At 44.9% G+C, this 26,052-nt stretch carries 21 protein-coding genes; 1 reads left to right on the forward strand and 20 read right to left on the reverse strand.

The genetic code is table 11. From position 1 onward, the window contains the following. Positions 1-4 precede the first annotated feature (4 nt). The 3 genes from G9U52_RS08725 to G9U52_RS08735 all read right to left on the reverse strand — a co-directional run bounded on the left by G9U52_RS08725 (position 5) and on the right by G9U52_RS08735 (position 4,027). Positions 5-979 (reverse strand): ABC transporter permease, encoded by a 975-nt coding sequence (locus G9U52_RS08725; RefSeq protein WP_375790240.1) that lies wholly within the window; start codon positions 977-979, stop codon positions 5-7. 148 nt (positions 980-1,127) lie between these two features. Further along, positions 1,128-2,807: a type 2 periplasmic-binding domain-containing protein gene (locus tag G9U52_RS08730; RefSeq protein WP_166148484.1), complete on the reverse strand. Its 1,680-nt coding sequence runs from the start codon at positions 2,805-2,807 to the stop codon at positions 1,128-1,130. Positions 2,808-2,845: 38 nt separating this feature from the next. Further along, positions 2,846-4,027: a Gfo/Idh/MocA family protein gene (locus G9U52_RS08735; RefSeq protein ID WP_166148486.1), complete on the reverse strand. Its 1,182-nt coding sequence runs from the start codon at positions 4,025-4,027 to the stop codon at positions 2,846-2,848. 740 nt (positions 4,028-4,767) lie between these two features. On the opposite strand from G9U52_RS08735, the gene G9U52_RS08740 reads away from it, so the two are divergent. Then, positions 4,768-5,610, forward strand: a complete 843-nt coding sequence (locus G9U52_RS08740; protein WP_166148488.1) for an AraC family transcriptional regulator — start codon at positions 4,768-4,770, stop codon at positions 5,608-5,610. A gap of 40 nt (positions 5,611-5,650) precedes the next feature. On the opposite strand, the gene G9U52_RS08745 is transcribed toward G9U52_RS08740, so the two are convergent. From G9U52_RS08745 to G9U52_RS08825, 17 genes are all read right to left on the reverse strand, one after another. Continuing rightward, entirely contained in the window at positions 5,651-6,025 is a 375-nt protein-coding gene (locus G9U52_RS08745) for a hypothetical protein (RefSeq protein WP_166148491.1), read from the reverse strand. Positions 6,026-6,063: 38 nt separating this feature from the next. Beyond that, on the reverse strand, positions 6,064-6,606 hold the full coding sequence (locus G9U52_RS08750; protein WP_166148493.1) for a hypothetical protein: 543 nt from the start codon (positions 6,604-6,606) through the stop codon (positions 6,064-6,066). 61 nt (positions 6,607-6,667) lie between these two features. Next, a complete protein-coding gene (locus tag G9U52_RS08755) occupies positions 6,668-7,648 on the reverse strand; it encodes an Ldh family oxidoreductase (protein ID WP_166148495.1) in 981 nt (326 codons plus the stop codon). 129 nt (positions 7,649-7,777) lie between these two features. Further along, positions 7,778-8,719: an aldo/keto reductase family protein gene (locus G9U52_RS08760; protein WP_166148497.1), complete on the reverse strand. Its 942-nt coding sequence runs from the start codon at positions 8,717-8,719 to the stop codon at positions 7,778-7,780. A gap of 359 nt (positions 8,720-9,078) precedes the next feature. Then, on the reverse strand, positions 9,079-11,700 hold the full coding sequence (locus tag G9U52_RS08765) for a discoidin domain-containing protein (RefSeq protein WP_243767234.1): 2,622 nt from the start codon (positions 11,698-11,700) through the stop codon (positions 9,079-9,081). A 35-nt stretch (positions 11,701-11,735) separates the two neighbouring features. Then, positions 11,736-13,184 carry a glycosyl hydrolase gene (locus G9U52_RS08770; RefSeq protein WP_311764830.1) on the reverse strand — a complete coding sequence of 483 codons (1,449 nt, stop codon included), beginning with the start codon at positions 13,182-13,184 and terminating at the stop codon, positions 11,736-11,738. A 288-nt stretch (positions 13,185-13,472) separates the two neighbouring features. Further along, entirely contained in the window at positions 13,473-14,843 is a 1,371-nt protein-coding gene (locus G9U52_RS08775; RefSeq protein ID WP_166148499.1) for a sugar phosphate nucleotidyltransferase, read from the reverse strand. Between the two features lie 40 nt (positions 14,844-14,883). Then, the gene (locus G9U52_RS08780) at positions 14,884-16,212 is read right to left on the reverse strand and encodes a UDP-glucose dehydrogenase family protein (protein WP_166148502.1); all 1,329 of its coding nucleotides are present in this window, start codon (positions 16,210-16,212) and stop codon (positions 14,884-14,886) included. Between the two features lie 4 nt (positions 16,213-16,216). Then, a complete protein-coding gene (locus G9U52_RS08785; RefSeq protein ID WP_166148504.1) occupies positions 16,217-17,317 on the reverse strand; it encodes a glycosyltransferase in 1,101 nt (366 codons plus the stop codon). A 30-nt stretch (positions 17,318-17,347) separates the two neighbouring features. Then, the gene (locus G9U52_RS08790; RefSeq protein ID WP_166148507.1) at positions 17,348-18,490 is read right to left on the reverse strand and encodes a glycosyltransferase family 4 protein; all 1,143 of its coding nucleotides are present in this window, start codon (positions 18,488-18,490) and stop codon (positions 17,348-17,350) included. After that, positions 18,468-19,724, reverse strand: coding sequence for a glycosyltransferase family 4 protein (locus G9U52_RS08795; protein WP_166148509.1), 1,257 nt, complete (start codon positions 19,722-19,724; stop codon positions 18,468-18,470). The genes G9U52_RS08790 and G9U52_RS08795 overlap by 23 nt, the downstream gene beginning before the upstream one ends. Further along, complete coding sequence (locus G9U52_RS08800; protein WP_166148511.1) at positions 19,711-20,547, reverse strand: glycosyltransferase family 2 protein; 837 nt, start codon at positions 20,545-20,547, stop codon at positions 19,711-19,713. Before G9U52_RS08800 ends, G9U52_RS08795 begins: the two co-directional genes overlap by 14 nt. A 16-nt stretch (positions 20,548-20,563) precedes the next feature. Beyond that, positions 20,564-21,868, reverse strand: coding sequence for a lipopolysaccharide biosynthesis protein (locus G9U52_RS08805; RefSeq protein WP_166149440.1), 1,305 nt, complete (start codon positions 21,866-21,868; stop codon positions 20,564-20,566). A gap of 46 nt (positions 21,869-21,914) precedes the next feature. Continuing rightward, positions 21,915-23,399: an O-antigen ligase family protein gene (locus G9U52_RS08810; protein WP_166148514.1), complete on the reverse strand. Its 1,485-nt coding sequence runs from the start codon at positions 23,397-23,399 to the stop codon at positions 21,915-21,917. Beyond that, a complete protein-coding gene (locus G9U52_RS08815; RefSeq protein ID WP_166148516.1) occupies positions 23,396-23,941 on the reverse strand; it encodes a VanZ family protein in 546 nt (181 codons plus the stop codon). The genes G9U52_RS08810 and G9U52_RS08815 overlap by 4 nt, the downstream gene beginning before the upstream one ends. Further along, a complete protein-coding gene (locus G9U52_RS08820) occupies positions 23,941-24,711 on the reverse strand; it encodes a WecB/TagA/CpsF family glycosyltransferase (RefSeq protein WP_166148519.1) in 771 nt (256 codons plus the stop codon). The genes G9U52_RS08815 and G9U52_RS08820 overlap by 1 nt, the downstream gene beginning before the upstream one ends. Beyond that, positions 24,708-26,045, reverse strand: coding sequence for an O-antigen ligase family protein (locus tag G9U52_RS08825; protein WP_166148521.1), 1,338 nt, complete (start codon positions 26,043-26,045; stop codon positions 24,708-24,710). Before G9U52_RS08825 ends, G9U52_RS08820 begins: the two co-directional genes overlap by 4 nt. Between the last annotated feature and the right edge of the window lie 7 nt (positions 26,046-26,052).

Genomic DNA, 26,052 nt, shown 5'->3' on the forward strand with positions numbered 1-26,052 from the left:
CTCCCTACCAAAGACTTGTCTCGTTGACTTTTTTGCTGAATTTGTTTGTAGCTACTAAGAGCACAAAGTTGATAATCGAGTTAAATAATCCAACTGCTGCACTGAAGCTATAGTTCGCTTCCAGAATACCTTTTCTGTATACATAAGTAGAAATAACATCTGACGTCTCATAGGTAATGGGATTGTATAAAAGAAATATTTTATCAAAACCAACATTCATCATACTACCCATTCTCAATATAAAAAGTATGATAATGGTTGGCATAATCCCAGGCAGCGTAACATGCAGCATCTGCTTAAATCTTCCCGCGCCGTCAATCGTTGATGCTTCGTACAGATCCTGATCTATTCCGGCTAATGCAGCCAAATATATAATAGACCCCCATCCTACCTCCTGCCATATATTAGAACTTACATAGATAGTTCTAAATAATTCAGGTTTAAGCAGCATTGTTATTCTTTCCATTCCCATGAAGGCCAAAAAATCATTAATAATACCGTTTCTTGAAGTGAAATCTACAATTAAACCACACAAAACCAAGACAGAAATAAAATGCGGCAAATAGGTCACCGATTGTACAAACCTCTTAAACACATTTTTTCTCACTTCATTCAATAAAAGAGCTAAAATGATAGGTGCCGGAAATCCAAATATAATGTTATATAAACTGATTAGAAGTGTATTAATAAGTATTCTTCCGAAATATACATCCTTAAAAAAATCGGTAAAATGCTGCATGCCCACCCAAGAGCTCCCCAAAATTCCCTTCATAGGGGAAAAATCTTTAAAAGCAATCGTTGTTCCATACATAGGCACATATTGAAAAATAATGTAGTAAGCCATAACCGGCAATGCCATAAAATAAATAATTTTGTTTTTAAATAGATCTCTTTTAAGTCTATGAACAAAGCGGCTTTGTTTCTTCGTCTGAGAGACACTTTCGGAAAGTGCCATTTCACCGACCTTTATATTCCCCATTGTTCCCTCCCATTGTTAACAGTCCTTCAACAGATATACTAGCTTCAAAGAGGAGTTCGAGGCTGCCCTTGTTTCCACATGTAAGGAGGGGCCGCCTGATGCCGGCACCCCTTTTAATAGCCAATTAAAATTGGTCGAAGGTTAACACTTATTTTCTTGACATATATCTGTCGTATGAAGCTTGCTGAATTTTTATTGCATCTTCTATGCCCATACCCTTCAATGTCTTCATATAATTATCAAACTCACTAATAGGCGTCTGTCCCATAACGATCTTAAGGAATTGCTCATCCTTATAAGTATTAACCGAAGACATGATGGATGCCATTTTAGTCGATTCCTCAACGGTTGGCGTTACTCCTGGAGGCATTGTTCTATCGTATGAACCCTCTTTCCATAAGCCAATAATTTGCTGCTGTTCAGGTAAGGACATGCGCTGGTGCCAAATCTCAGGTGTCATAACAAAGGCTAAGCCGCCAGATCCTCTGGAATATTTAGATAATGCCTCATCAATTGACAAGCCCTTTGGGTTATTTGTGACCTCAGGGAGCAATTGAGGAGAACCGTTCACCATCTTGTAACTCTCGCCTTCGATACCAAAGGTATGAAGCAACGATCCTTCCGGACTATAGCCATAGTCCAACCACATAGCAGCTTCCTTTGCGTACTTACTTTTGGTGGATATTGCTATACCACCGCCATTAGCAACCTTGATTTCATCTATATTAAAATTATATGACTTCGTGCCTTTAACGTAAGGCGGAACCGTTCCTAATAATTTTACTGTCGGATCTTTTGCTTTCATCAACTGAACAAATCTTCCAAATGTTCCTGATGTAGATCCCGTCCAAGCACCTGCACGGTTACCCACTACTTTTGCATCAAATTGTTTGGCATCTGTTAATCCAAAATCAGGATCTATCAAACCTTCTTTATACCACTTAGCTAATGTTGTAAGCGCTTCTACATATTCAGGTGTATAGGGTCCAAATTTCACTGTATTGCCATCGTGATAAAAACCATAATTGATACCCCATGCCCTTACCCAGTTCTGTAAATCTCCTGCGCCTTTAGGTGCCAAAGGTATCTCGTCATTTTTCCCGCTGCCGCTAGGATTTTTTGTTTTAAAAGCTTTTAACACTTCATACCAATCCTCAATCGTTTCAGGTGACTTTAGATTCAGTTTCTCCAGCCAATCCTGTCGGATCTGCCATCCAAATGTCTGGAAAGCGGGATTAGGATTGGGGTTTACCTTTGCGAACTGATCTGGTGATTGTGCTTCGGGGTATACATAAAGCGTACCATCGTCTGTACGCATTTGTTTATCCGCTCTTGGGTCAGAACTCATGAATTTTTTGAGATTGGGTGAATATTTATCTATCAAATCATTGAGCGGCATGATAACGCCATCCTTGATAGCCTTATTGGGTCCACCGTTAAAATCGTTTATAAAATTATAATAGATAAGATCAGGTAAATCGCCTGACGCAACCATAAGGTTGAACTGTTCTTTGATCGCTGCCGCATCCATCGATGCAGGATGAATGAAATCAATATGTATCCCAGTCCTTTTTTCTAATTCTTTGAAAACTGCTATTTCATTATAATTTTTCATGGTTGCCGCTACTTTAGCATCCATGGCCACAAACATCTTTAAAGTAATAGGTTTACTTACTATGGGAAGCGGGATTGATGTTATACTTTCAGCTTCCGTTTTCTGCGGCGAACTTGTTGGCTGCGTAGCATTAGAAGTGCAGCCTGAAAATACACTTGCGAGTAACGCAAAAGAAAGGGCAAAAGATGAAGCCTTACCGAATTTACCATTCATTGATAGTCCCCCCCTATAAATTTGTGAGATATCCAGACCTAACTCTGGGAATAGCTGATATCCATAACTCCATCCATCTTAACCGTCTTCTCGTATTTGGAGCTTTTGGCAAGTTCATTAAGCTTCTTTTCATATTCGTCTGCATCTATAGGAAGCTTGATAGTTTGGTCGTTAAATGAAGAAAGCATGATCGCATTTGCAATAGTTAGTCCGCTGATACCCTCCGGTCCATGCGCGATAAGTTCTCCTCCGCCATTTTGTATAGCTTCGATAAACTTCTCAGTAACCACTTTATGCCCTGTTGGCGCATTCACGTTTACAGGAATTTCGGTGTACCAATTTTCAACATTCCCCATCCTACTTTGAGAATCTTTGATATAACGAAGCATGGACTTGCGGGTTCTATAAAAAACAATTTTATTATCTTCATAGATCAATTTTCCGAACTCTCCCACAATCTCCATACGGTTTGAACCAGGAGTTTCTGCGGTGGTTACTATGAAATGTCCAACCATTCCGTTTTCATGCTCAAAGTAAGCCGTCACTTCATCCTCAACTTCTATATCATGGTATTTGCCAATATGTGCAAAACCATTGATACGTGCCGGAACACCAAATAACCACTGGTAGAGATCAAGATTATGCGGGCACTGGTTTGTCAAAATACCTCCGCCTTCTCCAGCCCAGGTTGCACGCCAATCGCCACTGTCGAAGTAAAGCTGGGATCTGAACCATTTTGTATTAATCCAGGTAGCTCTTATTAATTTCCCCAGCTCACCACCATCAAGGATGTCTTTTATTTTTTTGTGAGATGGATATGTCCTTTCTTGAAACATAATACCAAAAATAATATTGGGATTGTGTTCCTTTGCTTTTTCATATGCGGCGATGGTTTTCTTTGCATCATTTACATGCACTGCAATAGGCTTTTCACAAAGTACATGGATTCCCTTATTGAAGGCATCAATCGATATAGGCGTATGATCGTAATGGGGTACTGCTATTAATACTGCCTCTATGCCAGATTTGTCAAAAAGCTCCGTATGGCTGTAATATGCTTTTGTATGATATAAAGCCGCAGCTTTATCGGCCTTTTCTTTAACAACATCACATACAGCTACGACTTCAACATTTTCCATTTGAGTCAGATACTTGAGATGGCTGCTTCCCATTCCACCTACACCAATTAAACCTATTTTCACTTTACTTAATGTACTCATACAATAACCCTCCATGTAGAATGTAGTTTGACCTGTAGGCTCAACTTACTAAACAAAAGAACGAGAATGCTTTGGATCACCTCCGTTACTTGGAAATGCATATTCTAAGGTTTGGAACACCTTGATTGCGCAGCTGTTATATGTTTCACAAGAAACGAAAGCGCATACAAAAAACAAGTATAAATAAGGTAGATAAAGTATAAAATCCCTTACTCTGCTATTTTAAAATATAATTAAAGATATATCATAGTTTTTTGTGATTAAAATATAGGTTTTTGTGCACTTTCAACGAGAAGAAATATTTGGGTAACATTTGTGGCTAAAGAATTTGAGACCACGTTTTAAATGTAGGTTTCCATGAAGGGCTTTTCCGTTACACATGGAAAGATTGGATGAAATGTTTGATTTGGTATAAAAAAGCAGTATACACCACAAATTGCCACTAAAATATCAACTTAGTCCATATTATCATCAAAATTTACAAGGAAATTGCATAAACTATATAATACTCTATTCTATAAGAATGCCATTTGTTGATAAATGAAGAGAACTTATTAAACCGTAAACGGTTCACGTTCTGATGTCTTTATTTCACACGTTCAGCAACCACGAATAAAGGAGGAAATGAAAGCGGTTACAAAAAGGGGATCAACATGCTCTGCCGACGAATCTCGCCAGATGATTAAAGAACATCTATAATCAGCCTGAAACATTCGTATTTTTAAAGTGAGGTAATATTAATGAACTTAGCTTATGAAAGTATAGACGAATGCATTCGTTATGAACATAAACTCCATAATCCTAACATATGTAACGTTAACTTTCATTTGCATGAAGAGTTTGAAATTTACTTTTTAATATCAGGTGATGTGAACTACTTCGTTGAAAAAAGTATGTATCCCTTAAAGTATGGAGATTTAATAATTACAAATAATCAAGAAATCCATAAACCATCTTTTCGTAATGATAAGTTATACGAAAGAATAACGTTACAGTTTGCACCGCATATCGTCCGCACTTTTAATTCTCCACGGCTCGATCTTCTGAGCTGCTTTCTAAACAAACCGAAAGGTCTACAAAACAAGATTTCACTTAAACCAAGTCAGATTAAAGAAATACTGCGTCTTTTTAATCAAATGGAGCAACTTAAAAACAATGCCGGCTATGAAATTTTAAAACTGAATTACCTCATTGAAGTGTTGGTCTTGATTAATATTATATTTATGGATGTTAATCGCTCAGAAAGTCTTTCTACTATGCCAGAATTATTGATTTCACTGTTGGACTATATTGACATGAATTTAGAAAAAGATCTTACCCTTGAATCTCTTTCTAAGAAGTTCTATGTGGATAGATTTTATATGGGGAGAGTTTTCAAGAAAAATATCGGCAGTAACATCCATGAATATATCCTTTTCAAAAGAATTTCCAAAGCAAAAGAAATTCTTTCTGAAGGCTATAGCGTCACAGATACCTGTGGAAAATGTGGATTTAATGATTATTCCAATTTTTTAAAAATGTTTAAACGAACCGTTGGTACCTCTCCCGGAAAATACAAGGGTAATTTGGGTAATATACAATAAATTAACCTGGTAGACTTTGAAGGATTCAAAAAGATTCATATTAGGCCCCTTCATTCCTGCAACGATTCCGGATCGCCTCAACCGAATGCTTGAATGTGAGCGCTTTGTCCAAATCATGAAATAGCGGGGCACCTGCATACAGCTGAATGCCCCATGATGGTACATCCGATGCCGCAGTATCCGTCAGGCTCTCTGAATAATCCAAAGCATCCAGAATCAGCTGAACCTTGCGGTCGCCTGGAACAAATCCAGCCGACTCCGCGAGCCACCCCCGCCCCCAGCTAGGGCTGCATCCGCTCTTAGAACAATAAATAAGCGGGGTATACACATCAATAGCTTCTGCTAACCATTGATAATTCTGGGCGAATATTCGGGTCAACGCGCCATTGAATTCATCGGGTGTCCATGGACACATATAGGCGCCGACTATGCAATTAGGTATGTGAGCTTTGATCAGTCTCGAATATGAAGCGCTAAATCGGCAATTTTTCGACATTTATAGTGCTTCCATTCCTCCGAATAGCTTGCTAATATTTCTTCCGGAGCTGTGGCGTCCACAGCTGAAGAATTGCAGAAATCGGCGATACAGTCCCGGCAAAAGCAGCTTTCTTGCAGATCGGGCTCAGAAGTTTCGAACCAGCCTGCATAAGTCAAGTAATCGAGCCATATACCTCTTGGTTTAAATTGTTTCATACCAGCTAGCAGTTGCTCTTCGATTTCGACCAAATAGTCCTTTTGTGATAAACATATTCCTTGTACCAATCGGCCGTATCGAATCGGTTTACCGTCTACCCCGATAGGAATGAGCTCGGGATGTTTTTGGAAATCGGCGCGAAAGGTTTTGAATTCTACACAGGCTTCCAATTTTTGCTCCGCGCAAGCATCGAAAGCTGCTTCATTAAACCCATGAAACCATCTGGCGTTGACGCCATAATCTTTAATGTTGGCGGGTAACTCCCCGTTTCCGTATGGACCGAACAATAGGGGTATCGACATCACCATTCTCCTCACTGTGAATATACTGTCCCTTCTCAGGGGTGTTTCTTGTCTGTCCTGCCTAAAATGGCAGCTCTACACCAAATTCAGCTGCCGCATCGGATAGGATAGCTCTATGATTCTCGTCTACTGGAATACCTGAGATTCCCCAGTCCACCTCACGCCCAGATTCCAGAACTCCGGGTAAACTCGCCTTGTCATGCCCTGGCATAGGCTGCATTTCTCTTGTTAGCTTCATGTACGTATCCATTTCATTTTTCAAGTCTCCAATGTCTACGAAGCGGCCGGGATCCAGCGCAATGATCAACGAACCTTGATTCGCACCTTGATACCGGCGTTTGGCTCTCTCTTCTTCTACCGGAACACCCGCCAGAAAGCCACCTAATGCTTGACATATAAAACCGAGACCCATGCTGCGAAAAACAAGACCGGGAGCCAGTTTGAACAGCTCTGATACATGAGGAGAGGTTTCATACAAGTCATGCATAGCGCCAAAGTCAAGCACCATCGGAACCTCTTCTCCGCCGGGTATGGCAAATGACATCGGAGAACCTCCCGCTGCCCTCATGATGGAATCCTCAGGACGAAGAGATAACTGATGTCCGGATGTAACATAACCAATGAGGCCATTCTCGGCCAATATACGGGAGTAGATCCCCGCTGCGCCGATATGCCCGTGATTGCGGGTAACAGCGGCTGCTATACCGATGTTACGGCATCGTTCAATAATCTCCTCTGCTCCTCTGCAAGCGGCGAAATATCCGAGGCCCCCATCTCCGTCTATAACAATCGTCGCCGAGGATTCATTTGCCGTACTTATCTGCGGATCCGGATTAATCAATCCGTCACGCATAATACGAGCATAAGTGGCTATCTGTTTGGAGCCATGACTAAATATACCCCGAAGGTCATTTTTGACTAAAAGCTCAGCTAGAAATTCCGCTTTTTCTTCAGGCATTCCAGCTTCTTTTGCAAGAGCGCTAACAAAGCTTATCATCTTGCCCTTATCGACTTTTACAAATTCACTGCGATCTATATTCATTGACTTGATTCCCCCATTAATCCGGAATTACTTTCAAAAGCAAATTTCAAGCGTTATAAAGGACAGACGAATGTTTAATTTATCTGTCCTTTATAGCGTTCAACTCTTCCTAGCAGTTATTTATGATGATTAGCTGTTCAAAATTGCTTCAATCTTCTCAAGCACTTCGGTTTCCAAAGTGATCCCGGAAGCGGCACAGTTTTCAACAACCTGTTCCGGACGGCTCGCACCAACCAGGGTGCTAGAAACATTATCCTGCCTCAAAATCCAGGCCAAAGCTAACTGTGAAATTTTTATGCCTAATTCGTCAGAAATTTTCTCCAATTGCTCTACCTTGATTAATTGATCTTCTTTTAAATTGTTTTCTCCCCAATTTTTGCTCGCTGCACGGCTGTCGGAAGGTATGGCTGAGCCAGAACGATATTTGCCTGTCAATATGCCTTGCGCAAGCGGTGAGAACACAACTTGACCGATACCCGATTTCGTACCGAGCGGAATAATCTCTTTTTCAATATAACGGTTAAACATGTTATAGACAGGTTGGTTAACAATAATCCGGTCTAACAAATATTTATCCGCAATCGCCAATGCTTCCTGCATCTGGGCAGCCGTCCATTCGCTGATGCCGGCATACAGAACTTTACCTTGAGAAATAAGGTCATCAATAGCCCGCAGCGTTTCTTCTACAGGAGTTTGAGTATCATACCTGTGGCAATAATAAATATCAACATAGTCCATGTTCATACGTTTCAAGCTCGCATGGCATTGTTCCATCAAGTGTTTGCGGGATAAACCGCGGTCGTTAGGACCATCGCCCATCGGCCAAAACACTTTGGTCGCAAGAACATAGGAGTCGCGCGGATATGCATTCAATATTTTCCCTACTACTTTTTCAGCTTCGCCACGTTCATAAGCATTGGCCGTGTCAAAAAAATTGACGCCAAGGTCATAGGCCTGCTCAATCGATTTAATTGCTTTTTCATTTTCCACGTAACCACCATACGTCATCCAACTGCCAAGACTAATTTCACTTACTTTCAAACCACTACCGCCAAGTCTACGATATTTCACTTATTAAAACCTCCATAGTTTTGAAATTTATGTTACTTATAAATTGTAGTTTAAAGTTCGTATTTAAGTAAGTACTGATAATTTATTCTATTAGTAACTTTAAAGTAAGTTATGTTGGACACCATAAATATATCTTATGTAGTCCTATCCTATCATGATAAAATTAACCTAAAAAAACAACTTGGAGTAGCTCGCCATGACGACAACAACAATAAGAGCCTGCCATCATGACAGACTCATTAAAACTTAATAACTTACAACTAAACCAAAAGATGAGGTTCCTACATACATTACGCAATGCTAATGATGATGATACCTACCCATAAACCACCGACTGTTTGACTGTTGTTACTTTATCGTCACTTACCGTAAATCTGCAGCTCATGAATGGACCAGTAATTCCCGCTTTTTCCGGTTTGCACGATTTTGACATATCTGGCCTGCTGTGGGGCGAATTCGATTTCCGTCACCCTACTTCCGGCGCCTGCCGCGATGGGCCCCGTCCATGTTATGCCATTGTTAGATACGTAAATCTCATACTGCCGCAGGTAATCGTTAGGCGAGCCTTCCGTCTGGAGCTCTATTCGATTGATCGTTAAGGGAGCCTTCATATCGATTTGATAATATTGCCCCTTTGTTTGCGCAATGCCCGTATCCCACCTTGTATTGCTGTTATCATCAATCGCAGCTCCCGGTTTGCCCCCAGAGCTGCCGGAGACCGTCCAATTCATGCGGTCTAAAGGCATATAATCCGTAGCCGTTGCCTCTACAGCCTGGGAGGGCTCGGTTGTTCCCGACACCTTAATTACATACCTGTATTTCAACCCAGCTAAAGTGCTGCTGTCAATGAAATAGGTTTGGGGCACATTGGCGGCTATTAATTCATAGCTCTCGTCCGTCTTGCCGCTACGCCAAACCTCATAGCTTTTGGCTCCCGCCGATTCCATCCAATTGAGCTCTATGGAATGCCTCTGTACAGGCTCCGCCTTCACCCAAGCTGGCGCTTGCGGTTTAACATCCTCAGAACGTGTCAGGATATATTGAACCGCTTCTCCGGGACCGAGCGTTTCCTTCAATTCAAGATCGGGAGAAGCCTCTAATCCCGACACATAGGTTCGTGCCTCCTCATAGGTCCTACCCAATCCGAACCTTTCCCCTTCATAGACCGTCTGCTCAGGCATCACCACCTTGACCGCCATCGTTTGTGTGCTAGTTTCAAAATTGATGATATTCAGCAATATTTTGTCGGACGTCCCCCCCGAACCAGGCAAAGGCTCTAACGAAGAGGTATCCACCCCGCGGAAGTAAACCAGCTTATCCTGCAATTCGCCGGCATTCGTTACCTGGTAAACCAAAGGCTTGCCATGGGTAGCATAAGTCAGATTAAGCCTTCTCATAATCCCTGCGCGAGTAGCCGTTTCCGACGAATTTCCGTATATCCGTGTTGTGGAAGGATTGTGATTATTCAAATTATAACCTGTTTCAAACAAAGAGTAGCCGGGATAGAAGGCAGCATGATGGGTGAACATATCCGCAGAACCGATGTGAGCGCGTACGATCCGGTCAAACACCGCCGCTTTGGAATCCATAGCCCCGAATTTTTTGTCATCAAAATGATTATCCGATGTTCCATATTCGGTATTCAGCATCAGCTTCGGAAAGCCATCTTCGGCTCCCCCGAACGTCTTCAAATTTTCCACAAAGCTCCCCCCGGCATTATCCACATATGAGGAACCATAGGAATGCCCATTGGTTAGGTCGGTCACATCCTCCAACTCCTTGCGTTGGAGCGGATCGCTTTCCCACCCGTCAGGTTCCCCGCATTGGAGCTTTCCATTAGGCAGTTGATTTTTGCAGGCTTTTACCTGGTATTGAGGAGCATAGGCCCACCCCGGAGCAACCGTCTTCATATGGGGCGCCAGAATAGGGATATTAGTATTTAACCATTTAGCGATGGCCAAATTCACTGCTTTGGAACGGTTAAATAGACCAGGCTCGTTATCAATCTCATAATATTGAAAAAGAGAGCCGTAATTTTTCACGTAATTATACAATTTATCTCTGGCATCATCAGGAAGAGTCCCATCCGACTTAAGCTTGATATTGCCTGTATGCAGATGGAACGATACGGCTTGCGTGTTATAGTCCCGCAGCGTTTCGTAATAAGCCCCAATTGCTGAACAGGCGTTTTTTACATCCGTAGCACAGCCGGTCCGCATCACGTTGCCGCTGTAAGCAATGCCCATCCATTTGAGGACGTACGGAAGATGCCGAACGGCTCCTTCATCATAGTAGAATTCCATATTATTGACACTCGTGCCCGACGCGACATAGCTACCGTGAATGGGTTCTTCCGCAGGTGCAGATAGAGCTTTCATACCGATATAATCCCACTTCCACCAAAGATACGAGTCCTCGGCGGGCGAACAATACAAGCAGCTTATAGCATTCAGCTTCAATTCGTTGTTCCCGAGCTGCAACTGCTCCTTCGGAATGTAAAGCTCATACGTTTTTTTGAAGGGATAATTGCTTGTCGTCCCACTGATACCGGCAATTTGAACAATACCGGATAACAGGCGGTTGGTGAAAACAGCCATTTGCGGGACTGCTTTATAGGCATCGAGCACCTTGAACTGCAAATGAACTCCGTATTCCGGGATAGATTCCAAGGAGTATTGGATGCTGAATGAGGGATTTATTAATTTATTGAGCCCACTCGGCACACCCATCCACCCCGTGCTCTTATCCGAATTAGCAGAAATGGTGTAGGTTTGGCTCCCTGTATTGGCATTGCCTAAATCTTGAAAGGAATCATCCGGCTTACCCAGCAGCCATAACCAGCCGCTTTGATTGGGTATAGCCGACTTTATTTCAGAAGCTGCCGTTTGATTTTCTACGGTATACTGATTGCAGGAAGCTAGAAATAAAATGCATAACAGGGCTGCTGATACGATAAACAACGAAACCATTTTTATGTTCATAGTATCTCTCCATTCCTTTTTTTGACCTGCGTCCTTCATTTATGAATGAATAACGCACTCTCCGGAATGATTTCTTTAGCTTGGGAAGGGCTTGACCACATGACCTTGGCTACCGCCCCGGAAGTATCATCGTAATATTCCACTTTAAAATCTACAGGTTGACCGGCGGTAAGTGAAATCGTACCGGCTCGTTCGACCCAGCTCTGGTTATACCAGCTGTCTATAACTAAAATCCCGTTCACCCAAACCCTTATTCCGTCATCGCTCAAGGTGGATATCGTATATGTCTCCGTAAAGCTTGGCCAAAGCCTGCCCGTCCACCTCACAGAAAATGTATCTGGCTGTACAGCGGCAGTCGGAGATGATTGACGCCAGTTGAAGTCAATATTTGCATCCTCACGGGTCTCCTTAAGGTCCGTGAGGTCCTTATTATCATAATATTCGGCAACCAAGCCATTTTTACCAACAGCCTTGCCGGGCATGGGAAGCGTAAGAGGGACAGTCCCCCTCTTAATCGATCTCGCGCTGGTATAAAAAGAATGGATGCTCTCCGCCGTATTATTTTCGTTCAGCATCTTACCCCAAACCATCATATACGCCCATTTTGGCTGATTCTCAAGCACCGCAAGATCCGGGATTTCACCGTTTTCTCCTATCGCCACAGGTTTGCCACCTGCAAGCTCGACTATTTTGTCGTAATATTCTTGGAGGTAACGATTGCCATAGATGTCAACTGCCAGTACATCCACCTTATCCGCTCCGGGATAGGTTAGTCCATAAGGATCGGCCCATTCAGTTGGCGCATTCGGACTCCATACCCATAAAAGATTGTTAAGCTTATGCACATTTACATAACGGTCGTACATGATGTTCCATAGTGCAGCGAAGTTATTCTTCTTCCCCCACCAGAACCATCCTCCATTCATTTCATGATACGGGCGCCACAATACGGGAACGCCAGCATCCCTAAGCTTAACCAGAAACCCTGCCACCTCATCCATATCGGCAATCAATTTGTCATATTCCAATGTTCCCGGTGTTACATATTTATCGAAATCAGCTTGGCTCATTTCTTTTTGCACGTTGGACCAGCACTGGCATGTACCGGGAATACTTTGGTGGTTAGTGATCGTTACAAGACCACCTGACTTATTCCATGCAATGGCACTGTTCACAACCTTCTGTCTTTGCAGGGCTACCTCAGTTGGGGATTGGTTCATAATCGCTCCAAGCTCATAGCCGTGGATTCCCGCGTGCTGACCGGTCTGTTTCTTCAGCTTATTGTTCAACTCATCAGGGCTTTCCAAATAATCATGCTGGCCGGTTATAATTTTCGAACCTGAAATCTCATACAGATTGTGCAGAACTGCCCTCGCTTCGGTTGAAGCTACCGGATTCACCGGTGCAGACAAAGCCGTTGACATATCAGAGTAAACAGGAAAATGTGGGGCAACCAATGTAAATAATAGTAGAATAGATATCACCTTTATATACACCCGCCCTTCTGCTTGCTGCAATTAGTAGATGTTCATGAGTTTTCGACAATTTTGATCAAACTATGGTATAATTTCGGCAAATCCTGTAGTTATTTATAAGGAGCTGTCAGAGAATGAATAATAATTCTAAGTTGCCCATGCCAAAAGGCTGTCTATGGGGTATTGTCATCACATTGCCAATATGGCTCATTATCTTATACCTGGTGGTCAAATAAATAATCGCCTTCCATCCCCATAATGAGAATAAAAGGCGGTTGCTCATTTCGAAGATCGCTTTCAGATGAATTGGTGTAGCGGGATGTCCTTCCATTCCATGCACATTCGCACGATGTCCTCCTCGATCAGCTCCGAACCCGTCTGCACCTCGATCAGCTCCATATCGGTTATCGCCCGAATGCTGTGCTTGGTCCCTTCGGGAATGCGGACTACATCACCCGCCTTCACCTGGTATAGCTTATCATTAATAACAATATCGGCAATGCCGCGAATGATCGTCCATACTTCACTTCGTTTATAATGTAACTGGTAGCTTATATTTTTACCAGCGCAAACCAAAATCCGTTTGGTCAGCACTTCATTGCCTTCCTTATATTTGATGTAATCAACGACGCGATAACGCCCCCATCGCCGCTCCTCGTACATCGGCCGCTGCTTAATATGGTTCATAACCTCCTTGATCCTTGGACTTTCCGCTTTGGAAGTGACCAGTATACCGTCCGGGCTTGCAGCCACGACCACATCGTTCATGCCGATCACGGTTACCGGGATGTCCAGTTCATTGATCAGATGTGTGTTTACGGAATCCTCCGTTATAATTCCCCTTCCGATCTGGGAGCAGTTCATCTCCTCCGTCAGCGTATTCCACGTTCCTAGATCCTTCCAGAAACCGTTATAGGGCAGCACGACCACGTTGTTTTCCTTCTCCACGATCTCGTAATCGAAGCTATTTTTCGGTAGATCTTTGTATTGCTTCAACATTTCCTCATACTGGATTGGAAGTCCTTTCTCAACCAAGACATTAATTAAGTAATCAAGACGAAATCCGAATACCCCGCAATTCCATAGTGCGTTCTGCTTAATTAGAGCTTCTGCTTGGATACGGTCCGGCTTTTCCCTGAAATGGCTGACCTGAAGTATCGTGTTATCCTGATCATGGGGCTCGGAGGGTACGATATAGCCGTATTTCTCGGAAGGAACGCTTGGAACAACACCAATTAACGCCAAATTCGCATCCGTTTCCTGAAGAACCCTTTCCAATTGCTTGATCGTTTCGAAGAAGGCTTCATCGACATAAGGATCAACAGGCATGACCGTTATTACGGTATTGAGGGGAACGCTGGCCATGGAATACAAGTAAGTAGCAGTCAGCGCAATGGCTGCAAATGTATCCCTTCTCTCGGGTTCAACGATAATCGAAACCTCGTTGCCGAGCTGACTCGTGATCATTTCCATCTGGGAGCGGTTCGTGGCCAAATAAGCGGAATCAGCCAAGCCGGCATTATTTAGCTGCCTCCATACCCTCTGCACCATAGATTCCATCTCGTGGCTTGGATTTTCGAGTATTTTCAAAAACTGCTTGGATCTTGAATCGTTGGACAACGGCCAAAGCCGCTTACCCGAACCTCCAGATAAAAGAACAAGTTTCATGAATGTCACTCTCCTTATGGTTATGGATAGTCAAGCCTTGTCAAATACGGACCTGTGGACGGTAAGCCGGAGTCGATTCAGGTCTTCCCACCGAATAATAATGCAAACCCGCTCCTTCAATTTGCTCTTTGGTATACACATTTCTACCGTCAATCAAAATCGGCTGCTCCATCAAATAAATGAGCTGTGACAATTGAAGCTCCTTGAATTCCTGCCAATCAGTCAGCAGGCATACGGCATCCGCATTGGCTGCGGCAGCCAGCGCATTTCCGCACCACTCAATGGCAGGGTGGTCGAAGCGTTCCCGGAATTTGTCCATCGCCACAGGATCATATAGCTTCAATCTGGCGCCCAGGCTGATCAAGGCTTCAACAATTTCGAGCGATGGCGCCTCACGGACATCATCCGTGTTCGGCTTAAACGATAATCCCCATATCCCGATTACGGTGTTGTTCAGTTGGCCAAGCGATTCCTTCAGCTTCTCAATCACTTTGTATCTTTGCGCCTTATTGACCTCCACGACCGACTTCAGAAGCTGGAATTCATAATTCACATTGCCCGCAATCTGGATCAATGCTTTGGTGTCTTTAGGAAAGCACGAGCCCCCATAGCCGATTCCGGCATTCAGGAAGGATGGACCGATTCTAGGATCCTTTCCCATACCGATAGCGACCTCTGTTACATCGGCTCCCACCTTTTCGCAAATATTCGATATTTCATTGATAAACGATATTTTCGTTGCCAGAAATGCGTTGGACGCATATTTAATCATTTCCGCGCTGCGAATATCCGTGACGAAGATTTGGTCGGTAAAGCTACTGTGCAGCTCCACCAAAACTGCTTCCAGCTCCCTGTTGTCAAGCCCGATTACGATTCTATCGGGATGAAGTGTGTCCTGTATGGCTGAGCCTTCCCGGAGAAATTCCGGTATGGAGACAATATCGAATGGCTGCTCCGTTTGCTGTGCGATTATCTCGCGGATTTTCTCATTCGTTCCGACGGGAACCGTGCTTTTCGTGGCGACGATTTTCTGTCCGTTCATAGCTCTGCCTACTTCGGCTGCTACTTGTTCAATATACTGTAAATTGGCTTCGCCACTTGGCAGAGAGGGGGTGCCGACCGCTATAATGACCAGCTCAGAATCCTGTACCGCCTGTATCAAATTAGAAGAGAACGCCAAACGTCCGGCTTGGACATTACGCTCCATGAATGCTTCGATCCCTGGCTCGTAGATGGGTGAAACCAGATTCTGTAAGGCAGTAATTTTATTAATATCCTGGTCGACGCAAATAACATGATTGCCCTTTTCTGCAAAGCAGATGCCGGATATGAGCCCGACATAACCAGTTCCGATTACAGCGATATTCATGCAGTCACCGTCCTTCTCTGAATTTTTCGTAAGCCTTACTCACATAATTTTTAAAATTTTCCATAAACGCCTTTTCATCAAACTTCTGAGCATGGCTGACAATTTGCTGTACATCCCAAGCGTGGCTCTCGACCTCCTTGATCGCAGCATCCAGATCATCGATCTCCTGCCGCTTGAAGAAAATTCCGTTCAGCTTCGGCTTGATGGTATCCAGCGCACCTCCCGACTGATAAGCGATAACCGGTCTCCCCGCAGCATTGGCCTCAAGCGGCGTAATGCCAAAATCCTCCTCGCCGGGAAAGACCAGCGCTCTGCACTTAGCCATCAATTCCGTAACCGCTGCGTCCTCCAGCCTGCCCAGAAAGCTTACATTGGCTTTAGCCATTTGTCTTAGCCGTCCAAGATCAGGGCCCTCTCCGACGATATACAAGGGAAGACCGTTACGGCTAAACGTCTCCACGGCCAGGTCGATCCGTTTATAGGATACAAGCCGGGAAACAATCAAATAGTAGTCCCCGATCATGGAGGAGCTGTGAAACCGCGATGTGTTGATCGGAGGAAAAATAATGTCCGAGTCCCGGTGATAATAATTTTGTATCCTATTTTTCACCACGGATGAATTGGCAATGAATTGGTTTACGTTCTTAGATGTCCTTTGATCCCAAGCTTTAAGCTGTTGCATATAAATTTTCAAAAGCTGCTTTAGCACATTGGAATTGGACTGCCTTTGCATGTAAGTATCATAATCCCATGCAAACCGCATTGGCGTATGGCAGTAACAGAGATGGAACGTCTCCTTGGGCACTTGAATACTTTTCATGAATGCGCTGCTGGAGCTAAGCACAACATCAAATTCACGGAAATCGAAATCCCTAATCGCAAATGGGTAAAGGGGCAGCATTCCTTTAAAGTTGGTTTTCCCACCTGGCATTTTTTGAAGCCACGATGCCCGTATATCCGCATCCTTAAGTGCGCCAAGCAGCCGGCTGCTGCTAAAAACCGTGGTAAAAATAGGCGCTTGCGGATACATATGATGAAAAACCTCTACGACTCTTTCGGCACCACCCATTTGAATCAAATAATCATGCGCTATTGCTATTTTCATTTGATCCATCCTCTTTTGCCCATGGTTTTTTCAAATATTAGCAATTAATCCTTTGTAGTAGCTGGTGATCTGTGTCACCGTTCGTTCAATGACAAAATGTTCCTGCACACGTTTTATGCCATTCTCACTCATTCTGCGCCGCTCTTCCTGATTCCCCATCAGCTCACGGATCGAGCGGGCAAGCAGAGCAGGATCTCCTGGCTTGATCAGCAGCCCCGTTTCACCATGTACGACGATTTCCGTAGGTCCACCTTCATTTGAGGCAATAACGGGCAAGCCTGCTGCCATCCCCTCCACGATCACCTGCCCAAATGGCTCAGGTGTGATCGATGTATGAACCAGAAGATCCGCTTGCTCCATCAATTCATGAACAGGATCGACATGTCCAAGCAGCATCACATTGGTTAGCCCATAAACTTCTATTTGGCGGAGCAGCTCTTCCTTATAAGCGTCTTCGCCAAAAAGTGCATCGCCGGCCAGCCAGAATTGGACGTGCTGGTCAGGCAAGAATGAGCGGGCCGCTTCCAGTAAAATATGCTGCCCCTTCCATTCGGCAAGACGCCCGACCAGAAGCACCGTGAACTTTGGCCTCAGCATAGTTACGTTGGAGGGAGGACTAATGGCCTTGGCAAATGATGAATACACGACCAATGTTTTTTTTGATTTGGGCAGCTTCAAGGCATCTAAGGTGGAATTTGAATTGGCAATGACGCCGTTAGGCAGCATTCGTGACAGCAGCCTGATGGCACTCGCTACAATCGGCTTCAGATAAGGTTCGCCGATATGGTCCCTGATGTGCCATATCAATGGAATTCCTGCTAGCTTCGCAGCAACTGCACCGTAAAATGCGGACTTCAACGAATTCGTATGAACGCACACCACCTGCTCTTGCTTTAAAATTCGGGCAAGTCCTCTTCCATAAGACAATAGCTGGAAGGCGGCGGATACAACCTGCATATTGACTGCATTCCGATTGCGGTTCCTGACCTTTTCATCGAGTGCAATAACCCGGACCTGGATGCCCTTCTCCCTCAATCTGTCGGCCAACACCCCTTCTTCCGCCAAAATGACCAACGGATCCACATGGCTCCCCAAATGAGTCAGAATGTTGTATAGGGCAACCTCTCCGCCGCTCCATCTGGCGGTATGATCAATGTACGCCACTCTTAACATCCGTATCATGCCTCCCTTTTACGACGCTCGTTGACCATCGATTTCGTGTATGGCCGTCTAAGCTTCGATGCTTGTCAATCACCCCTTCAAACAACGCTTCTACCTGACTAGCAACCTGCTCCCATGTATAGTTTTCCAGAATGTGGTTCCTGCACTGCTCAGAGGTAGGCCATTGCTGCTTATGCTTTAATAAATGAATAAGCCCTGCTGCAATGTCGCTGCTCCGCTCACTTCTGAACAGCATTTCGGGATGGAACCTCTCTAATATTTCCCGGCTTCCCCCAACAGGCGTTGCTGCTACAGGAAGTCCCGAGGCCATCGCTTCCACAGTAATCAAGCCAAATCCCTCTAATGATTGTGTAGGAACTACAAACATATCGGCGGCCTGGTAATATAAGGGAAGCTCGCTGTCAGATATATAGCCGAGCAAGCGAACTTTACCTTCTAGGCCATACTCCGTGATCCGGCGTTCCAATTGCTCCTTTAGTGGGCCTTTCCCTCCTATCAGTAGCACGGCGCCAGGAGCCTGCAGGACGACCTCCCTCCACGCATCAAGCAGCTGCAGCAGGCCCATTCGATTGACCAGCCTTCTTACCGTCAGCACCATCGTGCAATCCTCGTCTAAACCAAGGCTTCTCCTTACCACCATTTGGTTTATGGTTGGTTGAAATCGCCTTATATCAGCAGCACCGGCAATAATGAATATCCTTTCAAGCGGAATCCCGTATTGATGGTGTAGAACGTCACGGAACGTTTCACTCAACACAATGAAAGCATCCGCCAGCCTATAGGCCTTCATTTCCATCGATTTAGCGATCCATGCTTTGATACGCTGCGTTATGCCTCTCCCTTCGACTCGTATTTCCTCACTCCAGGGACCATGAAACGCCATGATTACCGGAATATTCCTCCTCCTGGCTTCCTCAGCTACCCCAACGCCATATGGGGCAAAATGCGAATAGACGATATCAAACTCCTGCTCATCCATCAGCTTGGCTGCATGAGTACGGAATAAGTTCCTCCTCTTTCCCAGCTTCATATCCGGATCCGCAATGTTCGTAACAAGCAAACCCTGCTTAACCATCGGTTTCTCCTTGCTGCATACCAAGGCTTGATGGGTATGGCGGACTGAAAGATTCTCGCAGATGTTCTTAAAGTAGGTATTCAATCCGCCAGCCTGGGAAGACGGCCAGCCCATCCCGGTGGACAGGATTCGCAGCTTATTGGATGGCATATTTTTTCCCCTCCTTTAATGGCTCTTCATCATGCTGATACTTCACCTTACTGTGGACAAGTACGCTTTCATAGTGCTTCAAGCAAACAAGAAACTCGTACATCGCCCAGAAGACGGCAACGGAGAGACCAGGAACCCCCTTTTTGTACAATCCCTGGATCACATATTTTTGGACAAAACGCGCTGGAGGACGGAATAGCAATCGAGTCCATCTAAACCGCTTGCCCGCGATAACCGCCTCCTCTGCCTCCAAATCCGTATATTTGTTGAATCTGGTCACATGGTCGTTAATACTTCGAAACCCATAGTGCCACAATGTCCCTTGTAAATTCATAACCTGGTTATTCGATACATCTGGTGTTTCATGAACCAGGCTGTCTTTATAGTGAACGTTGTTTCGGTTGTATAATCGGACCAGACGTTCTCCTCTGCCCATCCAGCGTCCGAGGAAATCTCCGATGCGAAAGACAGCATATGCTTTCTTCCCATCCGATAAATCCCGCTTTCTCTCCAGTATAGATTTGGCCAGAAGCTCGCTAACCACCTCATCGGTATCAATAACGAATATCCAATCGTGAGCGGCACGCTCGCTCCCGTAAATTCGCTGTTTAGCGTAACCAGGCCATAGATTCTGATATACCTTGCAGCCTAATTGCTCACAGACTCGGACGGTTCCGTCCTTGCTCCCTCCATCAACCACGACGATCTCATCGGCGAAAGCTTTGCAGGAAGCTATAGCGCCGGCAATCCTTGATTCATCATCCTGCGCAATAATGACAGCAGATATGCGATACTTTCCTGCAGAAGCACAATGGTCGATCATCGGATTTACTCCTCCTTCATTCCCTCGATTCAGCAGATTTGTTGGCTTTATAAACAGATAATGCGGATAGTAACCAACGTACATCTTCCCTGGTAATCAGGAGCCACGGGATCTTCATCTTCAAGGTAAATCGTACGTTGATGAGAATGAACAGAAACCGGATCAGCACGGAAGACAGCATGGCAATTCCCGCGCCGGTAAGTCCAAGCTTTGGAACAAGCAGCATCAGCAACGGAATGACAAGCAAAAGTCCCATGCCCTGCAGAATGGTTACAACCTTGGGTTTGCCAAGCGCCATGAAGGCCTGCGCCAGAACCATCGTTCCACCGGATATGGAAACCTCCAGCAGAAGCAGCCTGAACACGCCAAGCGCTTCCTGAAATTCATTTCCGTATAGCAGGGTCAAGACAAAAGGCGCTATAAGCATAATAGCTGCCGATACCATGATGGCAATAGAAGTGCTGATACGAAATACACGGAACGTTAGTTTGACCACTTCATCTTTCGGCAAGCCAGAAGCCTTCGGGAACAACACCGCGATAATCGAAGTAGAAAAGACGTTGACCACCCGCGAGAGGCTGACAGCAACTGCATAAAGCCCCAATTGTGCGGGATTCAATAGACCAACAATGACAATTTGATCAATATAATAAGAGAGATTTCCCATCAAATCGTTACCATAAGAGCCAATCCCATAAGTAATTAACTGCTTAAAGGTTTGATAAGTATCCTTAAATACGATTCGATAGGCTTGGATTAGGCGTAGTGTCGTCCATATATAGAAAGGAACCGCCGGAGCCAAATAGGCAACTGCCGATGTGTAAGCATGCATCGTCCCGGACAGGATCAGAATACCCAGGAGCACCAGCGTGCTAAGTGGAATCAGAAACCGCAGCCGGTTGTACAGCTTGTACTCTCCCCTCACCTGCATCATCGCATTATTAATTTGCGAGAACACAATCAAGGGGATGCAGAGCATCGACCATTGTGAGAACAGCACGACACTTGGGGAATAAGACTTGAGCCAATAGGGCAGGAATACGATTCCAGCAGCCATGGCTATAGTCCCCGAAGCCAATCCCATCCACAATGCCGTCGTATAAAGCTTGGCGGAATCCTGTATGTTCTTTTTAACGTTATAAATTAATGCGGATGGAAGTCCAATTGTAAAGCTGAAGGCCAGAAACTGTGACCATAATACCATGGCCGTCTGCTCACCACGTCCAGACGGTCCCAGATAGCGTGCAGTCAATATACCTGTTAGCATATTAACTCCCAGTATCAAAATACTGAAGAGCATCGTTCTAATTGTATTAGCCATATTACTCTTGCTGGACAATAAAGCTTTGAGTATACCGAAGATAGGCCTAATTCGAACTAGCTTCAAGTTGATCTGCTGGTGCATCCGGGCTTCGCCCCCTTCCTTGTGCTATGGCTCTGTGCGCCACGATCCCGATACCCACCATCTTCCACAGCAGGAAGCCCCTTAAGCCCGTATAGCCATTCTCGAACATCAAGCTTGCTATGCTGCCAATTATGGAGGCAACTGCCATACTCCGATACGATAACAACCCGGCTGTTCCCTCTCTTTGTGTGATTAGAAATTTGATCAGCAGCGTCAACCCCCGGAAGAATAGAAAGCCTCCTATAATACCAAATGTAAGAAATACGGCGACAAACCCATTATCGAATATGCCAAACTCACCAAGCGCGCCATCATTATTCAATTTCGTACCCACCCCTATACTTCCGAGCCCCAAGCCCTGCGGCTGGCTGAGCATCATAGGGAATACAGTATGAAAAAAATCCAATCGCTCGTTGTAGGAGTGGTCATCTTGGATGGCCGTCATCGTTTCGAGCCTGGCCATAAGCACCTGGGCACCCGGGAGCTTGGGAATAATCCAATACATAGCTGTCGCTACTACTCCTATCTGGGTAAGCAGCTTCCACTTATGCGTTCCCGACGAGAGCATCGTGTAGACGGCAATATCGATAAATAGCAGCAACCATGCCGAGCGGACCAGTGTAATGAGCAAGCCTATGGCTACCAGCAGGATACCTATCCACCCCAACGGTCCGCGCCATCTTTTCTCCAAAATCATCGGTGCCAGAGCCGTTCCCATAAACATACCAGCCGGACCCGGTGAATTAAGCGTTGAGAATACACGTATTTCCAGCGGATAGGGCCTTCCTATCGAGCTCATTTCTACATGGTTCATCCAAAATGCATCCCATGGCGGCACCATCAAATATTGGATAATTCCATACACCGCAACCAGAATGGCTATATTGGAGAAGGCGATCAGCAGCCGGTCCAAATCTTTTCTTTCGAAGGGTGCCACGGCAAAATAAGGAATTAACAGCATGGGAATGAGATAGTTTGCCAAATCGTAAAGGGTGCCTGTCCCGTTCTTGGTAATGCCAATTATACATCCGTACAGCAATGCCAGGAAAAGGAATAGGAGCACTTTGCGAATGGGTGAGTCGATCTTGTGGATATTGGCCAGCACCGGAATGATGAGAACAGCGCTTGTAAGAAGTGGTGCCAAACTTAATATGGAGACGGAATGATAGGAGCCTACCAGCCAATCCGCAATTCTCCGGATCTCAGGGCATATAGCCCAGACAAACAGAATATAAGGAACAATTAGACGCGATTCCAGCAATGCCAAGACGAAGGCCGGAAACAGAATCACTGACAGGATGGCAATCTCTGTACTGACGTCATGGTCCATATTTGCACTGGCAAAGCCAATAAGGATAGAAGCAAGCAATGCACCAAATACCCACAAGCCTATGAATGTCGCATGATTCATGGAGGGGGTTGAATACAGCTCTCTTATCGTTCTCATAAGCCCTCCGTCTTGTACGTATTGACAAGCTTTCGCTTCTTTCTGATTGCAAGCAAGCCATAGACCAATAAGCCAGTCAACACACCTGCCGTATCGAGAATAATATCCTGCGGCCTTGCACCGCGATGAATCGCATATTGCTGATGAAACTCATCCGTTACGGCAAAGCTGACCGATAGGAAAGCCGTCATAAGTATGGCAGTAGAAAGGCGAAGACTTGTCGTAAACCGGATACCTCGGAGCAGGCTGACACTCAGCAGGAAATATTCGATGTAATGGGCAAGCTTACGGAGCATAAACTCAAGCACGCCCTCCGGCCCGTCTTTATTACCATCAATCGTCAGGGAGCCGTATTGGAACTTCATACCTGATAAATAATCGCCCAGGCTGGTTCGATGCACCACCAATGATAGTTGCTTCTTGATTGACTGCTGCTCGTAGGATTGAGAGGAAAGGATGAATATGATAGCCATCACGATAAAGGCAGGAACCCAAATGGCGGCCAGCCTGCGGGTATTCAAGCCGTAAGATCCATGGTTCATTACACGCCCCTCCGTTTCAGCTTAATTTGCTTTCTAAGCTCCTTCCATACCATAACGATAAACATGGAATCATCGACTAAATAACGTTTCCATAGTCTTTTAGGCTCCTGCACAAGCCTCCAAAACCATTCAAAACCGGTTCTTTGCATAATGTCGGGCGCTCTCTTGACAGTGCCTGATAAAAAATCAAAGGTAGCACCAACGCCTATCGATACCGGAACCCGGTAACTCATGTAGTGCTGATATATCCATTTCTCCTGCTTAGGAGCCCCAACGCCTACAAAGACAATATCTGGCTTTGCATCTATCAGCAGTTGGACGATATGCTCGTTCTCCTCTTCCTTGTTCTCAAACCCATAGGAGGGTGAATAGCAGCCAACAATGTTCATCCCGGGAAACAACGATTTGAGATACTTCATTGCTTGTTCGGGAACCCCGATTGCCGAGCCCAGAAAAAACAAACGATATTGCCTCTCTTCAAAGGCTTCTCCCAGCTTTTCAAACAGATCGGCACCCGATACTTTCTGCTTCAGCGGCTTTTTCAGCATCTTCGAGGCCCATATAATCGGCATTCCATCTGCGACAATCGCACCAGCATTGGAGTATACCTTTTGAAATTCGGTATCCTTTCTAAGCTTGATCAAATGATCGACATTGCAGGTTAAAATATAGGCATGTTTGTTTTGGCGAATTACTTCATCCATGAATCCCAGCAGATCCATAAAATCATAATTATCAAAATCGACATTGAACATATTCACTCTACTCATGGGATCACATCTTCTTTATTCGGGATTAGCCTGGATTGCAGATACAAGCAGTTCAAATACCAGCAGAACGGAATAATGAATTGAACAGTAGACAATGTATTATCCGAAAAGGAATATAGGAAGAACCCAAATATAAATGCCAAATAATAAACCTTAATGCTCGGAGCCAAGACCCGGTAGATCGAAGCAAATACGATCAGCAGTGACAAAAACAGCAAGCCGCATCCAATGTAACCGGAATCGTAGTAGAAGCGGATATATTCATTATGCGGGACAACAAAGCCTTTATATAAGCTTCCATCATTCGCAACGGTAACGGAGCCAAGCCCTCTGCCGGTCATCGGAGAACCCTCAACCCCCTTCAGAAAGAATGCCCAGGCTTCGGTTCTGCCGGATAAGTCAATCCCCGTACCCGTTTGCCGCTCGAAGGAACGCTTTGTCATATTGTCCCACTGCACGTACACCGCTGCCGCAAGCAAGGCTAATGAGCATAGAAGAGGGATGATCAGCATAGCCTTGCCTTTGACATACTCCCTGACAATATCAAAGAAATAGTACGCAATCATGGCCAGCATGGCCAAAATGGGACCACGTGTTCCTGTGGCAATTAGCACGGCGAAATTGGCCGCTAGTGTAAAATAAAAAAACTTTGCCTTTTCGGGCCTTCGCTTTGTTTCAATCAGCGCAATCGTAATTCCCAGAAAAGCCAGCATGGCCAAGTGCGGTGCAATATTAGCTCCCTGTACCCTGACGGCTCCAGTGAACTCGACATCCAAGAAGGGATAGAGATGCGCGAGCTGCAGGAGAAGCCCCACTGCTACGCTTACCAAAGGCAGCAGGCAGATGATTTGAATATGACGCTGCGCCATTTCCTTCTTCCATTCGATTAACAGAAACACAAACGGCAGCGCAAGGCCGATAAAAGCTTTCAACGATAATGAAGCGCTAAGCCTTGGATGCCAATCCGAGAAGAAGATGGTAATGAACAGCATAGCTGCCAGTGCCAAAATCGGATAAACGAGTTTCAAGCGGATACCGTTCTGAAGCATGCATGGGATCAGAAGCACCAAGATTCCCAGCTTATATAAGGATATGATTTCAATCCCGAACAAATCGGTGTTAATGATATAATTCACTGAGATGGCCGTGGACAGCAGCACCGGATAGCTGATTCGTGCAGGCTCATGGACAGTAATGGCCAGCAGGAGAAGGACTGCAGCTCCCAACACACTCAAGATCGGCTGGTAAATGGCTGCAAGGCCGATAATCGCTGCAGTACATAGATATGCCGTAGAATAATAGACAGGCTTTTTCAGAATATGAAGGTTCGTCATAGGCTCC

It is taken from the genome of Paenibacillus agricola (genome assembly GCF_011440305.1).
GTDB lineage: Bacteria > Bacillota > Bacilli > Paenibacillales > NBRC-103111 > Paenibacillus_S > Paenibacillus_S agricola.

Bases quoted from the DNA above. Each gene is read 5' to 3' on its own strand.
- G9U52_RS08725 (WP_375790240.1), bottom strand. From the start codon at position 979: ATGGGGAATATAAAGGTCGGTGAAATGGCACTTTCCGAAAGTGTCTCT.
- G9U52_RS08730 (WP_166148484.1), bottom strand. From the start codon at position 2,807: ATGAATGGTAAATTCGGTAAGGCTTCATCTTTTGCCCTTTCTTTTGCG.
- G9U52_RS08735 (WP_166148486.1), bottom strand. From the start codon at position 4,027: ATGAGTACATTAAGTAAAGTGAAAATAGGTTTAATTGGTGTAGGTGGA.
- G9U52_RS08740 (WP_166148488.1), top strand. From the start codon at position 4,768: ATGAACTTAGCTTATGAAAGTATAGACGAATGCATTCGTTATGAACAT.
- G9U52_RS08745 (WP_166148491.1), bottom strand. From the start codon at position 6,025: ATGTGTCCATGGACACCCGATGAATTCAATGGCGCGTTGACCCGAATA.
- G9U52_RS08750 (WP_166148493.1), bottom strand. From the start codon at position 6,606: ATGTCGATACCCCTATTGTTCGGTCCATACGGAAACGGGGAGTTACCC.
- G9U52_RS08755 (WP_166148495.1), bottom strand. From the start codon at position 7,648: ATGAATATAGATCGCAGTGAATTTGTAAAAGTCGATAAGGGCAAGATG.
- G9U52_RS08765 (WP_243767234.1), bottom strand. From the start codon at position 11,700: ATGAACATAAAAATGGTTTCGTTGTTTATCGTATCAGCAGCCCTGTTA.
- G9U52_RS08775 (WP_166148499.1), bottom strand. From the start codon at position 14,843: ATGAAACTTGTTCTTTTATCTGGAGGTTCGGGTAAGCGGCTTTGGCCG.
- G9U52_RS08780 (WP_166148502.1), bottom strand. From the start codon at position 16,212: ATGAATATCGCTGTAATCGGAACTGGTTATGTCGGGCTCATATCCGGC.
- G9U52_RS08785 (WP_166148504.1), bottom strand. From the start codon at position 17,317: ATGAAAATAGCAATAGCGCATGATTATTTGATTCAAATGGGTGGTGCC.
- G9U52_RS08790 (WP_166148507.1), bottom strand. From the start codon at position 18,490: ATGTTAAGAGTGGCGTACATTGATCATACCGCCAGATGGAGCGGCGGA.
- G9U52_RS08795 (WP_166148509.1), bottom strand. From the start codon at position 19,724: ATGCCATCCAATAAGCTGCGAATCCTGTCCACCGGGATGGGCTGGCCG.
- G9U52_RS08800 (WP_166148511.1), bottom strand. From the start codon at position 20,547: ATGATCGACCATTGTGCTTCTGCAGGAAAGTATCGCATATCTGCTGTC.
- G9U52_RS08805 (WP_166149440.1), bottom strand. From the start codon at position 21,868: ATGGCTAATACAATTAGAACGATGCTCTTCAGTATTTTGATACTGGGA.
- G9U52_RS08810 (WP_166148514.1), bottom strand. From the start codon at position 23,399: ATGAGAACGATAAGAGAGCTGTATTCAACCCCCTCCATGAATCATGCG.
- G9U52_RS08815 (WP_166148516.1), bottom strand. From the start codon at position 23,941: ATGAACCATGGATCTTACGGCTTGAATACCCGCAGGCTGGCCGCCATT.
- G9U52_RS08820 (WP_166148519.1), bottom strand. From the start codon at position 24,711: ATGAGTAGAGTGAATATGTTCAATGTCGATTTTGATAATTATGATTTT.
- G9U52_RS08825 (WP_166148521.1), bottom strand. From the start codon at position 26,045: ATGACGAACCTTCATATTCTGAAAAAGCCTGTCTATTATTCTACGGCA.